Below are 13235 nucleotides of genomic sequence, written 5' to 3'. Positions count from 1 at the left end.
TCTTCGGACATTTGTCCTATTTATTACATCTTAATGACGATAGCATTAAGACACTAAGAATTTACGCTAACTTGCTACTAATATTATTAGCTTTGCTAAGAGTATTATTTTACCTTCATTTCCCGTGTAATGATTTAAGAATTTGCTGGTCTTTTCCGGCAAACTTTTTCAGGTTTTTTAAGCAGGTTAGCTTTTTTATTTTGTTGTAACTTTGCAATACTTACAAGTGCCATAAGATAGCAGTACATGTAATGCTAACCTAAAGGCTAGGAGAGAACAATTGAGTTGGGAATATTTAGGTTATATTGCATCAGCTTTATTGGTTGCATCGTTAACAATGACAGATGTAGTAAAACTACGTTGGTACAACATGTTTGGTTGTATTGTATTTACTGCATACGGTGTTGCCATTGGCGCAGTGCCTGTTATTTTTACCAACGGCTTATTGTCGCTTGTAAATTTATACCACATTATAAAAATATATCGCCAACCTAAAGTTGAAGACGCTAAAAGCTAAAATAAGTTATCTGCACAAAGTAAGTTAATGGTTTTAATTAAAATCAAAAACTTCAGTTTTTGTGCAGTCCAGCTTGAAGCGTATATAGATAATCTCATATCACTCTACATAACTTACCTTGATGAACCTTTGAACCTTTGAACCTTTGAACCTTTGAACCATGCTGTAATCTCCTATTCGAAAGATGATTACCTTAGGTTTTAATACGTCGATCGTTAGCTAAATTCTGTTCGCGGTTAAGATATAAATAAGTGCTTCTAAATTTCAAAAAAAAAATCCGATAGCAGTAAACTGCTATCGGATTTTTATCTGTTATACCAACCTGCTTACATATGCAATTTAATTCATTAAATTGCTTAAATATTTATGCAGGTAGGCACTATGGTATTTACGCTTTTTCTAAATCTTCAACGTCACCTAAACCTGCAGTTAATTCTTCAAGTAATTGCTTTATTTCTTCAGAAGCTAAAATAAAGTCAGCATCAAGTTTTAAAGCCATATCTTCTTTAGGAATATCTGCGTTTTCTTCTTTTAGAGTTTCAGAGTAGCTTAAACGTTTGATAGAGCCATCGTTTTGCAGCATAAACTTAAGACGCTCTTGCCAATCAAGTGCAAGTTTAGTTACGCGTTTACCACTTTCTAAATGCGATTTAACTTCATCACACGATAGATCATGACCTTTAAGCTTTACTTGTGCGCCGCTGTCGTCTGCTTCTTCAAGTTCAGCGTCTGAGCCAATAGCAAAACCTTCTGGTGTACTAAAGTTAGTTAACCAATCAGTTAAAAATACATCTAGGTCGTAGTTAGCAAACGCAGGTACAACCGGAAGCGTTCCTAACGATTTACGAAGTAGTGCTAGTAGCTCTTCTGCTTTATTAAAGCTGCCACTATTTACAACAACCCAACCGTTTTCTTGGTCAATAAAGGCAAATTGTAAGCTCGACTTTTTAAATGCTTGAGGTAGAAGAGTATGAAGAATGTTTTCTTTTAATTCGTCTTTTTCTTTCTTTTTAACTGGGCGGTTTTCTTCAGCTTCTATCAGATCAACTTTCTCAGCAACTAGTTCATTAATAACAGAAGCAGGGAGTACTTTTTCTTCGCGTTTAGCGCAAACTAGAATACTTTTTTGAGAAAAATGCGATAGCGTATCGCCATGTTTTCCAAACGCTTTTGTCCAACCAAATGTTGCAAGCTCTTGACCAGTACATGGGCGAAATAAATCTTGCTCTAATGCTTTATCAAAGTCTTCTTGAGTATATGAAACGTCTTGCTTAAAGCGGTAACAAATAAGGTTACTAAACCACATAGGGGAATTGATCCATTTGAAAAATTTGTACAATCATAGCAATAAAAACAGCATCTCGAAATGACTGATTTGTTACTAGGGCGTGTTGAACTTTATGGATTGAAATTTGTTCAATCTAGGGGCGATTAAATCGCGGCGCGAGGTTTGTAACCTAGTGGAATAAGTAAAAACCGAGCAACAAAGAGTTAATCGTCCCTAGAAAGAACCCAAAGGGCAGCGCATGTTTGGTATTTATGCTGCGTTGTCGCCTATTTATGGGAATAACCACACTACATAGGCTCTGTCTTGCCTAAAAACCAAACATGTTGCTGTAAATTCAACCACCAAAGAACAACACGCCCTAATAATTTAATGCATATACTTTTATTTATTCATATTTATCAAAAATAGGCAGTGGCTTAGCCATGTTCTTCGGAAATTGAATATAGTAACGCAGACCTTTGCCCGGTTCACTCGTTGCATCAATAGAGCCACTAAGGGTTTGCTTGACCAAATTAAGCATTATATGGGTGCCTAATCCGCTACCGCCTTCATCGCGTTTGGTAGTAAAAAATGGGTCAAATAATTTTTTTAATTGCTCGTTGGTAACACCGTTACCGTCATCTTTGTAATCAATAGTTAAGTTAGTGTCATCAGCGCTTATTTTAATATCCATTACACCGTTGCTTTTACCTTCAAAGCCATGAATAAGTGAGTTCATAATTAGGTTAGTAAAAATTTGGCTTATAGCCCCTGCAGGGAGATTTAAAACTAAATCATCAGGACATTCTAATTTTATAGTATGGGATGTCTTTTTTAGTTTTGGGTGCAGTGAGCGTATTACTTCGTTAGTGTAATCTTTAAAGTTAATGGTTCTTACTGCTTCACTGGCTTGATCGACCGCTATTTGTTTAAAGCTAGCTATAAGCTCCGAAGCTCTATCTAAGTTAGTGGTTAGTAAGCTTGTGCTTTGTTTTGCTTCGTTAATGAATTCTTCTAGTGCTTTTGGCGAAAGTGTTTTTTCGGTATAAGCATTTTCGAGTTTATTTAAGCGTTCTTGTAAAAATGATATTGCCGTTACACCTATCCCAATAGGGGTGTTTATATCGTGTGTAATACCTGCTACAAGTCCGCCTAGCGCAGCCATTTTTTCTGTGCCTAGTAAACGTTCCTGTGCAAGGCTTAACTCTTCTATATAGCGCTGAGATTCAGTTTGCTTTGTAATTAACTCTAGCTCTGTGCTGCGGCGTAAGTCTACTTCTTCGGTGAGGACAATTTTTTGCTTTTCGAGTTCGTATTTTTGCTGCTGTAAATCCATCATTGCTTGGCTTAAGTTGGATGTTTTACGGGCTACGTCTTGTTCAAGTTGTATGTTGTGTTGATCAAGCTTTTCGTTACTTATAATGAGTTCTTTTTGGGTGTGTTCAAGCTCTTTTCTATACTGAACCACTTTATCTATTAGTTTGTTAAATGACTGCTCCATCACTTTTAGTTCATTATGTTCTTCTGTTTCTATTTCTATATGTTGACCTTCTAGCTCGTCTAGTTCTAAATTTTCTAGTTGCTCAGTGAGTTCTGCTAAAGGGTCTGTAAGAAGTTTTCTAAATGCCATTAAAAATAAGATGATCAAAAAGGTGGTTTTAATCATCGCATTACCAATCAAAAAGTAGATTGATACCATAATGCGGCTAAAAACAACTTCTCGACTTGAGAATAAGGTAACGTCACCAACTTGAGTAGCACGACCTGAAAATTCAAAAATAAGTGGAAAGGTATAACCAAATAAACCCGATTTTGCGTCTTCTAAAATAACCTCTTCTTGTACTAACTGTTGGTTATATAGCTTGTGTATATCAAGAGAGCGCCCTAGCTGTGAAATAATTTCGCCGCTGTCGTCTCGAACAATAATCCCTTCAATCATGGGAATGGCGAGTAAACCTTCTGCTGTTGTAATTGTTTGCTTGGTATTAAGCTCCCAAATTGCACGTGTTAAGCTGCGACTAAAGGTTTTTTGTAAGGTACTAAGTTCATCGCGAATATAGTCTTTAGTATTGACGTATTCAGCAAGCACTTGTCCACAGGTCACTACAAAGGTAAGCAAAAAATAGACGGATAAAACGCTAGTCAGTAGCTTCTTAGAAAGACTTTTTTGTAACATGAGTGACTTGTTCATCCTTTATTATTTTTGTAACGTTACGATATTAATTTAAAAGTTAGTCAATAAACCTCTAAAAATAAATAAAAAAGTTAAAATTTAGTAAGATAAATCACAAAAAGTGAGCGTGTAGTATCAAAGTATTTAAACCAAGGTATAAATTAATAAATTCGTTATCTGTTATGTATTGTAGGCTTAATTAGTATTTGCTTTGGTTAATTATATCTTAAACGGATTTATTCTATATTTATCATTCTATTAAATTATTAATGCGCTGAGTGCTTTGAGGCGTGTTAAAGTGTCTAAAATGCAATGGAAGGCATTAGTTTAATAACCTTTTAATAACTTTGATGGTTGTGTAGTAGTAAACATGATGAAATTTTCGATATTAGTCTGTGACGATTCTGCAGTTGCCCGTAAACAAGTCGTGCGGTGTTTAAATGAATGTATAGACGCTCAAATACAACAAGCTACAAATGGAGCGCACGCTCTAGAACTTTTACGAGCACAAAGCTTTGATTTATTGTGCTTAGATCTCACCATGCCCGAAGTTGATGGTATACAAGTACTCGAGACTATAAAAATAGAAAAAATAGAGTGCTTTGTTTTAGTTATTTCTGCCGATATACAAGAGAAAATGAAGCAACGAGTAGCACAACTTGGCGCAATAGACTTTATCGATAAACCTATCAATAAATCTAACTTAAACGAAATATTGCATAAATTTGGCATTCATTAGGTTTTTTCATGTTAAAAAAGGCTGTTTTATCTTTTAATTTAGGGTTGACAGCATAGCCTTTGTTAAGGCAGTCTTAACATATGAAAACAATTAATCGCGTACTGACCATTATTATTACAACCATCATTCTTACTGGATAGTGGCATAGGTCGGTGCAACAAATTTAAAGGCCTGTGTTCACTTAGAACACAGGCCTTTTTTCGTTTTATGGGATGAGGAACATAAACAATGCGAGTTTTAAAATTTGGTGGGTCTTCGCTTGCCGACTATGCATGCTTACAACAGGTAGCTCAGCTAGTTAAAGCACAATTAAAAGATGAAATGCTTTTGGTACTTTCTGCTCCAGGTGGAATGACCGATTCGCTAGTTGCACTTGCAAGTGCAGCAGAACAAGGCTCTGACTTTTCGCAGCAATGGCAAGCATTAGTTAGCCGCTGTGAAGGTTTGAAAGCTGACGTTGAAAAAAGTGGTGTAGTAGTTACAAGTTGGCCAAACTTAAGGGAACTTAAAAATAAACTAGATGGCGTATCACTTATACAATGTTGCCCCGATCAAGTTCGCGCATTTGTAATTAGCTTTGGAGAGCGCGTTAGTGTTTCTTTAATGCAGGCTTTATTGAATTCGCACGATGCAAGATACTTAGAAGCAACAAGCTGTATCGCTTCAACTGGCGGTTATATCGACGCCGAGGCTGATTTAGTAACAAGTAAAGCGCGCTTTCAAGCTGTGCTTAAAGAAAGTCCTGCAACTATCTATATCATGCCTGGTTTTACAGCGAGTAATGACAAAGGTGAGCTTACAACGCTTGGCCGTAATGGCTCAGATTACTCAGCAGCCATTGCTGCGGCTTGTTTAGAAGCTGAGATTTGCCAAATTTGGACTGACGTTGATGGTGTATACAGTGCTGATCCTCGTTATATTAAAAAAGCGACTAAAGTAGATTTTTTATCTTATAAAGAAGCGATGGAGCTTTCTTACTTTGGTGCAAAAGTACTTCACCCTAAAACAATTTTGCCGTGTGCTAAAGCCGGTGTGCCGTGCGAAATTAAAAATACGCATAACCCAGACGCACAAGGCTCATTAATTGGTAACGATTATTCATCAGATGAGCCAGTAAAAGCGCTTTCGAGCCTACAAGACCTTGCAATGCTAACTGTCTCAGGGCCAGGCATGAAAGGCAAAGTAGGTATGGCGTCTAAGGTATTTAACGCGCTTGCTCACGATAACGTATCAATTGTATTAATCACGCAGTCATCATGCGAATTTAGCATTAGCTTTTGTGTACACGAAACAGACCTAGCACTTGCACTTGATGCGCTACAAACTGCATTTGAACTTGAATTACAAGCAGGGCTTATTGAGCCTGTACAAGTGCAGCGCAATTTAGCTATTGTTACTTTAGTGGGCGATAACATGCGCGCACACCGTGGCTTAGCGGCTAAGTTTTTTGCATCGCTTGCACAAGCGCAAGTAAATATTGTTGCAATTGCACAGGATTCTACAGAAAGTGCTATTTCAGCAGTAATTGATGGTGAGTTATGTAACGACGCCGTAAAAATATGCCATGAAAACTTTTTCACGCATGTGCCGTCAATTGATGTGTTTTTACTCGGTTGTGGCTTAGTAGGGCAAGAGCTTATTAATCAGCTTGAGCGCCAGCAAGCGTGGCTTGAAAAACGTAATATTAAACTTAACTTGTATGGTGTTGCTAACTCTCGTCAATTACACCTTGATAGTGAAGGTATTGCTTTTGGTGATTGGCAGCAAAAATTGGCCTCATCTGAGCAGGCGTTTGATTTAAAACTAGTAGAGCAGTTTGTTAAGCAAAATCATTTAGTAAACCCTGTGCTTGTTGATTGTACGTCGTCGGATGCACTTGCTGCGCAGTATGTAGACTTTTTAAATGCAGGTTTTCATGTGGTTGCTGCCAATAAAAAAGCAACAACAAGCTCATACACGTATTACCAAGATTTAATTGCAGCAACGCAAAAGAATAATCGTAAATTTTTATACGAAACAAACGTTGGTGCAGGCTTACCAGTAATCGACAACTTACAGTCATTATTTGGTGCCGGTGATGAGTTATTAGAGTTTAGCGGTATTTTATCAGGTTCACTTTCGTATATGTTTGGCGCACTTCAAGATGGTTTATCACTTTCTGAGGCAACTATTAAAGCCAAAGAAAGTGGCTTTACTGAGCCAGATCCTCGTGATGATTTATCGGGTACCGATGTAGCACGTAAGTTATTGATCATCGCTCGCGAAGCCGGTATGAAATTAGAGCTAAGCGATATTGAAGTTGAGTCAGTATTACCACAAGGTTTTGCACAAGGTGATAGTGTTGATGAGTTTATGGCAAAACTACCAAGCTTAGATGCTGATTTTAACGACCGTATCAAAAGCGCTGCGAGCGAGGGTAGGGTACTTCGCTATGTAGGCACAATTAAAGAAGGCCACTGTAAAGTAGGTATTGAAGCGGTAGATGCAAAGCATGCGCTTAGTGTCATTCGTGATGGTGAAAACGCACTGGCTATTTTAAGCCAATACTACCAGCCACGTCCGTTTGTAATTCGTGGTTATGGCGCCGGCTCGGAAGTAACAGCCGCGGGTGTATTTGCTGATATTTTAAAAACGTTATCGCGCTAGGAGCTCGTTATGATTGAAGTATATGCTCCGGCGTCTATTGGTAATTTTGCAGTGGGTTTTGATGCACTTGGCGCAGCGCTTGCGCCAATTGATGGCAGTTTGTTAGGTGATGTAGCCGTTGTAAGCGCCGCACCAAGCGATGAGTTTATTTGCACTGGCGAATACGCTCATAAGTTACCAAGTGATGCGAATGAGAATTTAGCGTACCAGTGTTTAGTGCATTTTAGAGCGCATGTTGCGCCTACTATGCCAAGCGTAAAGCTCGAGCTTAAAAAGAACTTACCAATTGGCTCTGGGCTTGGCTCTAGTGCATGTTCGGTCGTGGCTACTTTTGCTGCCCTTGATAAGTTTGCAAAAACTAATTTAAGTCAGGTTGAGCTTATTGAACTGATGGCTGACTTTGAAGCTGTAGTAAGCGGCGGTCGTCATTACGACAACATCACGCCATGTTATTTAGGTGGTTTGCAGTTAACAGGTGATTTAATTCCTGATAAATCGATTGCACTGCCTGTTGATGAAAACTGGTACTACGTTGCTGCGTTTCCTGGTTTTTCGCTTAATACCGCAAAAGCGCGCTCTGTTTTACCAAAAGAGTTGAGCATGCATGCAAGTGTTGAGTTTGCGCAGCGTTTGTCGGCATTTAGTAGCTTACTGTTAACTAATCGTTTTGACGATGCGCTAAGCATAATGAAAGATGAAATAGCAGAACCTTACCGCGCACCGCTCATTAAAGGCTTTAGTGAAGCCAAAGCAAGCTTGCCAGCACTGGGCGCTGAAATAGTCAGTATTTCGGGCGCAGGACCAACCTTATTTAGTGTGTGTAAAACACTTGAAGCTGCACAGCAATGCGCGCAGTGGTTAGAAACCAATTACATTAACGAGCAAGGCTTTTGCCACATTTGTAAATTAGATAACGACGGCACGCGTCAATTAACAGTTTTATAGGATAGTTAGTCATGCAATTACATAATTTAAAAGATAGTTCACAAAAAGTGTCGTTCGTTGAAGCCGTAAAAACAGGTTTGGGTCGTAACCAAGGTGTATTTTTCCCAGAATCACTGCCGCCACTGTCCGATGTTGATGCATTGCTTGATATGGACTTTGTTACGCGCAGCGGCAAAATATTATCTCACCTAATTGGTGATGAGTTACCAAGCGATACTGTGGCAAAAATGGTTAAAAATGCATTTAACTTTCCAGTTAAGCTGGTGGAAGTTGAAGAGAACACATACTGTTTAGAACTGTTTCATGGTCCTACACTTGCGTTTAAAGACTTTGGTGGTCGCTTTATGGCAGAGTGTTTAACGCAGTTTAACAAAGACGAGAAAGTAACTATTTTAACAGCAACATCTGGCGATACCGGTGCAGCCGTAGCACATGCTTTTTATAATAAACCAAATATCGACGTAGTAATTTTATACCCTAAAGGCAAAATTTCACTTGCTCAGCAAAAGCTATTTACTACGCTAGGTAACAATATTCATTGTTATGCAGTTGAGGGCAGCTTTGATGATTGCCAAGAGCTAGTTAAAAATGCCTTTTTAGATGAAGAAGTTAAATCAACACTTGGGCTTAACTCAGCTAATTCAATTAATATTAGCCGTTTAGTTGCTCAGGTTTGTTACTACTTTGAAGCGATTGCACTGCTACCAAAAGAAAAACGGGCAACAGCACATATATCAGTACCTAGTGGTAACTTTGGTAATGTGTGCGCCGCAATGATTGGTGCGGTTATTGGTTTACCTGTAGGTAAATTAAGCGCAACAACAAATCAAAATGATACTGTGCCGCGCTTTATGCTTGATAAAAACTGGACGCCAAACGCAACGCTTGAGTCGCTTTCAAATGCGATGGATGTAAGTAAGCCAAACAATTGGCCGCGTGTACAAACAATGTTAGATAATAACTGGTTTAGCTACGATAATTTTTATTCAACAAGCGTAAACGAGCAAGACACGCAAGCCGTGATGAAAAAAATTCAACAAACGGGCTATGTTGCAGAGCCTCATACTGCTATTGCTTACCAAGGTCTTGTTGAAAATCGTGCGCCGGGTACTGCGGGTATCTTTTTAGCGACAGCTCATCCTGCTAAGTTTAAAGAAAGCGTAGAGGGTATTCTAAATATTGAATTAGGTATGCCAAAACCACTTGCTGATGCACTAGCAAAACCATGCCTAGCAAGCGATATGAACGCCGATTACGACGCGTTACGTACCGAAATGCTCGCTAAATTAGGCTAAGTTAAATTAAAAGGAAAAGCGGCTTGAGCCGCTTTTTTTATAACTTTATACGGATGAATACACTTAGTTATATTTACTAATTAAATGTAGTAAATATAATTCATTTAAAATTATTATGGCTTTATAAAAAAATATCATCTTAAAAGAGCTGTGAAATAGTTTCAATCCCTGTTTAAATATCCTCAACTTAAGAGCGTAGGCAAAGAGTCGTTTAAAGCGTACAATAAAGCCTCTAAAAAACACCATACACGTTGCCCTAGGAGACCCCAATGTTAGAACGTAGCATGAATATTTCGGATTTTGATCCAGAGTTATTTGACGCGATAACCAAAGAAACTGCTCGCCAAGAAGAGCATATCGAACTAATCGCTTCAGAAAACTACTGTAGCCCACGCGTACTAGAAGCGCAGGGTTCACAGCTTACAAACAAATACGCAGAAGGTTACCCAGGCAAACGTTATTATGGCGGTTGTGAGCATGTAGATGTTGTTGAGCAATTAGCAATTGACCGTGCTAACGAATTATTTGGTTCTGACTACGCAAACGTACAGCCACATGCTGGTTCGCAAGCTAATGCAGCTGTTTTTCTAGCATTATTAGACGCTGGCGATACTGTATTAGGTATGAGCTTAGCTCATGGTGGTCACTTAACTCACGGTTCTCACGTAAGCTTCTCTGGTAAGCTTTACAATGCAATCCAATACGGACTAGATGAAGCAACTGGCGAAATTGATTACGCACAAGTTGAAGCACTAGCACTTGAGCACAAACCAAAAATGATTATTGGTGGTTTCTCAGCGTACTCAGGTATTGTTGATTGGGCTAAATTCCGTGAAATTGCTGACAAAATCGGTGCTTATCTGTTTGTTGACATGGCTCACGTTGCGGGTTTAATTGCGGCAGGCGTTTACCCAAGCCCTGTTCCTCATGCACACGTTGTAACTACAACTACGCATAAAACACTTGCAGGCCCTCGTGGTGGTTTGATTATTTCTGCATGTGGCGACGAAGCAATCTACAAAAAGCTTAACAGCGCTGTTTTCCCTGGTGGCCAAGGCGGTCCTTTATGTCATGTTATTGCAGCAAAAGCAGTGGCATTTAAAGAAGCACTTCAACCAGAGTTTAAAGTATACCAAACACAAGTTGTTAAAAACGCAAAAGCAATGGTTGCTGTAATGCAAGAGCGCGGCTACAAAATCGTATCTGACAAAACTGAAAACCACTTATTTTTACTTGATTTAATCGATAAAGATATCACTGGTAAAGATGCAGACGCAGCCCTAGGCAACGCTAACATCACAGTTAATAAAAACTCAGTACCGAACGATCCACGCTCACCATTTGTAACATCTGGTTTGCGTATTGGTTCTCCTGCAATTACTCGCCGTGGTTTTACTGAAGTAGAATCAAAAGAGCTTGCTGGCTGGATTTGTGACGTACTAGATAACATCACTGATGAATCTGTACAGGCGCAAGTTAAAGAAAAAGTAAAAGCAATTTGTGCAAAATTACCTGTTTACGCTTAATTGCATAAGCGGCAGTAATTTAGATCACATAGGCTAGAGGCCTGTTTATCTTTCGAGGTTTAATTTGCAGTAGTATGTTTGGTTTTTAGGCAAGGCAGAGTCTATGTAGTGTGGTTACTCCACACAAATAGGCGATAACGCAGCATAAATGCCAAACATGCACTGCCCTCGGGTTCGTCCTAGGGGCGATTTACTCTTTGTTGCTCGGTTTTTACTTAGCCCACTAGGTTACAAACCTCGCGCCGCGATTAAATCGCCCCTAGATAGAACAAATTTAATCCTGAAAGGTCAACAGGCCCTATTTTTTTGCTAAGATAAAAGACCGCTATTTAGCGGTCTTTTTTGTTTTAAAACGGAAGTACCGAGCTATGCATTGTCCATTTTGTACCGCAAAAGATACTAAAGTTATTGACTCACGCCTTGTTGGCGGAGGCCATCAAGTTCGCAGGCGTCGTGAGTGTAACGACTGCCACGAGCGCTTTACTACATTTGAAGGCGCTGAACTGGTTATGCCTCGTGTTATTAAACAAGACGGCAGTCGCGAACCATTTAACGAAGATAAATTATTAAATGGCTTAAATCGCGCACTCGAAAAACGCCCAGTGAGCACAGAGCAAGTAGACGAAGTAGTGAATATAATAAAATCGCAACTACGCGCAACGGGTGAGCGAGAAATTTCAAGCCATTTGGTGGGTGAATGCATTATGGAAGCCCTCAAAAAGCTCGATAAAGTAGCGTACGTAAGATTTGCCTCTGTTTATCGCTCGTTTGAAGATATACGTGAATTTGGCGAAGAAATTGCCCGCTTAGGGGAGTAATACCAATTTTATTAAAAACATGATCATTCTATCGCATTAAATAGCGCACTCACTGCGTTAAAAATTATTCATATAGAACAACTATATGTCATAATTTTCGCCTTGTTATTGCGCTATTTTCTTAGCGCTATAATAGACCACTTATTTAACGCAATTGGTATAATAAATGCTTAACCAAGTTCCTTTTACAGAACATGATGAAATGTATATGGCACGCGCCATAGAGCTTGCCAAAAAAGGCCGGTTTACTACCACGCCTAACCCTAATGTTGGCTGTGTATTAGTTAAAAATAATCAAATAATTGGTGAGGGTTTTCATCAATTAGCAGGTCAAGGCCATGCTGAAGTAAATGCACTGGCAATAGCTGGTAGTAGTGCACAAGGTGCAACGGCTTATGTAACGCTTGAACCGTGTAGTCATTATGGGCGTACGCCACCGTGTGCTGAAGGCTTAAAAAAGGCGGGCGTTGTAAAAGTAATTGCCGCTATGGTTGATACAAACCCACAAGTTGCAGGCAAAGGCCTTAAAATACTGAGCGATGCCGGTATTGAAGTTGCTTATGGATTACTTGAATCACAAGCTCGCGCACTTAACGTTGGCTTTTTTAAGCGAATGGAACAAGGCTTACCTTATGTGACCTGTAAAATGGCAGCAAGCATAGATGGTAAAACAGCGCTTAAAAATGGGCAAAGTAAGTGGATCACAAGTCCCGCTGCTCGCCAAGACGTACAATTATACCGAGCGCAAAGCTGCGCTATTTTAACCGGTGCCGATACCGTGTTAGTAGACGATGCTAAACTTAATGTGCGACTAAGCGAGTTGCCTTGCACGCTACCTACCGATTTACCGCTTCGCCAGCCCGTGCGTGTTATAATTGACTCACAGAATCGTTTAACGCCCAACCTTGCTTTATTTAAAATCCAAAGTGATGTAATAATACTTACGACTAAGGTTGATAAATCGCTGCAATGGCCGCATTTTGTAAAGCATATTGAAGTAAGTGAAAGTAACGGCAAAGTTGATTTACAGGCTGTTTTAGAAAAGCTTGGGCAACTACAGTTTAATAATGTTTGGCTTGAGAGCGGAGCAACACTTGCTGGTAAAATGACAGAGCTTGATTTAGTTGACGAGTTTGTTTTTTATTTGGCGCCTAAATTAATGGGCCATGATGCAAAAAGTTTAGTTAATTTTCCTGAATTGACGAGTATGCAAAACACCGTTGATTTAACATTTAATGAATGTGCGCGCATTGGTGACGATTTACGTATCACCGCGTTAAAAACTCATTAAAATCACTTAATAAAAAGA

At 39.2% G+C, this 13235-nt stretch carries 10 protein-coding genes; 8 read left to right on the top strand and 2 right to left on the bottom strand.

From position 1 onward, the window contains the following. Positions 1–280 precede the first annotated feature (280 nt). A complete protein-coding gene (locus GQR45_RS09185) occupies positions 281–517 on the top strand; it encodes a YgjV family protein (RefSeq protein WP_002962663.1) in 237 nt (78 codons plus the stop codon). 388 nt (positions 518–905) lie between these two features. Here GQR45_RS09185 and rdgC read toward each other — a convergent pair whose 3' ends face one another. Next, positions 906–1823 carry a recombination-associated protein RdgC gene (gene rdgC, locus GQR45_RS09180; RefSeq protein ID WP_007587156.1) on the bottom strand — a complete coding sequence of 306 codons (918 nt, stop codon included), beginning with the start codon at positions 1821–1823 and terminating at the stop codon, positions 906–908. A gap of 367 nt (positions 1824–2190) precedes the next feature. Further along, positions 2191–3960 (bottom strand): ATP-binding protein, encoded by a 1770-nt coding sequence (locus GQR45_RS09175; protein WP_024593692.1) that lies wholly within the window; start codon positions 3958–3960, stop codon positions 2191–2193. Between the two features lie 367 nt (positions 3961–4327). On the opposite strand from GQR45_RS09175, the gene GQR45_RS09170 reads away from it, so the two are divergent. From GQR45_RS09170 to ribD, 7 genes are all read left to right on the top strand, one after another. Continuing rightward, positions 4328–4696: a response regulator gene (locus GQR45_RS09170; protein ID WP_024589756.1), complete on the top strand. Its 369-nt coding sequence runs from the start codon at positions 4328–4330 to the stop codon at positions 4694–4696. A gap of 228 nt (positions 4697–4924) precedes the next feature. Beyond that, positions 4925–7342 (top strand): bifunctional aspartate kinase/homoserine dehydrogenase I, encoded by a 2418-nt coding sequence (gene thrA / locus GQR45_RS09165; protein WP_007587151.1) that lies wholly within the window; start codon positions 4925–4927, stop codon positions 7340–7342. A 9-nt stretch (positions 7343–7351) separates the two neighbouring features. Further along, positions 7352–8287: a homoserine kinase gene (gene thrB / locus GQR45_RS09160; RefSeq protein WP_165725716.1), complete on the top strand. Its 936-nt coding sequence runs from the start codon at positions 7352–7354 to the stop codon at positions 8285–8287. Between the two features lie 11 nt (positions 8288–8298). Then, positions 8299–9582 carry a threonine synthase gene (gene thrC, locus GQR45_RS09155; RefSeq protein ID WP_165725715.1) on the top strand — a complete coding sequence of 428 codons (1284 nt, stop codon included), beginning with the start codon at positions 8299–8301 and terminating at the stop codon, positions 9580–9582. Positions 9583–9851: 269 nt separating this feature from the next. After that, positions 9852–11108: a serine hydroxymethyltransferase gene (gene glyA, locus GQR45_RS09150; protein ID WP_024593690.1), complete on the top strand. Its 1257-nt coding sequence runs from the start codon at positions 9852–9854 to the stop codon at positions 11106–11108. 368 nt (positions 11109–11476) lie between these two features. Then, positions 11477–11926 carry a transcriptional regulator NrdR gene (gene nrdR, locus GQR45_RS09145; protein WP_002961761.1) on the top strand — a complete coding sequence of 150 codons (450 nt, stop codon included), beginning with the start codon at positions 11477–11479 and terminating at the stop codon, positions 11924–11926. A gap of 166 nt (positions 11927–12092) precedes the next feature. Then, positions 12093–13217, top strand: a complete 1125-nt coding sequence (gene ribD, locus GQR45_RS09140; protein ID WP_165725714.1) for a bifunctional diaminohydroxyphosphoribosylaminopyrimidine deaminase/5-amino-6-(5-phosphoribosylamino)uracil reductase RibD — start codon at positions 12093–12095, stop codon at positions 13215–13217. The last annotated feature ends 18 nt before the right edge of the window (positions 13218–13235 follow it).

This window comes from Pseudoalteromonas sp. SA25 (genome assembly GCF_011378705.1).
In the GTDB taxonomy this organism is placed as follows: Bacteria; Pseudomonadota; Gammaproteobacteria; order Enterobacterales; family Alteromonadaceae; genus Pseudoalteromonas; species Pseudoalteromonas arctica.
This window is presented reverse-complemented; position numbering and strand designations above follow the sequence as displayed.

Bases quoted from the DNA above. Each gene is read 5' to 3' on its own strand.
- rdgC (WP_007587156.1), bottom strand. From the start codon at position 1,823: ATGTGGTTTAGTAACCTTATTTGTTACCGCTTTAAGCAAGACGTTTCA.
- GQR45_RS09175 (WP_024593692.1), bottom strand. From the start codon at position 3,960: ATGTTACAAAAAAGTCTTTCTAAGAAGCTACTGACTAGCGTTTTATCC.
- GQR45_RS09170 (WP_024589756.1), top strand. From the start codon at position 4,328: ATGATGAAATTTTCGATATTAGTCTGTGACGATTCTGCAGTTGCCCGT.
- thrA (WP_007587151.1), top strand. From the start codon at position 4,925: ATGCGAGTTTTAAAATTTGGTGGGTCTTCGCTTGCCGACTATGCATGC.
- thrB (WP_165725716.1), top strand. From the start codon at position 7,352: ATGATTGAAGTATATGCTCCGGCGTCTATTGGTAATTTTGCAGTGGGT.
- thrC (WP_165725715.1), top strand. From the start codon at position 8,299: ATGCAATTACATAATTTAAAAGATAGTTCACAAAAAGTGTCGTTCGTT.
- glyA (WP_024593690.1), top strand. From the start codon at position 9,852: ATGTTAGAACGTAGCATGAATATTTCGGATTTTGATCCAGAGTTATTT.
- nrdR (WP_002961761.1), top strand. From the start codon at position 11,477: ATGCATTGTCCATTTTGTACCGCAAAAGATACTAAAGTTATTGACTCA.
- ribD (WP_165725714.1), top strand. From the start codon at position 12,093: ATGCTTAACCAAGTTCCTTTTACAGAACATGATGAAATGTATATGGCA.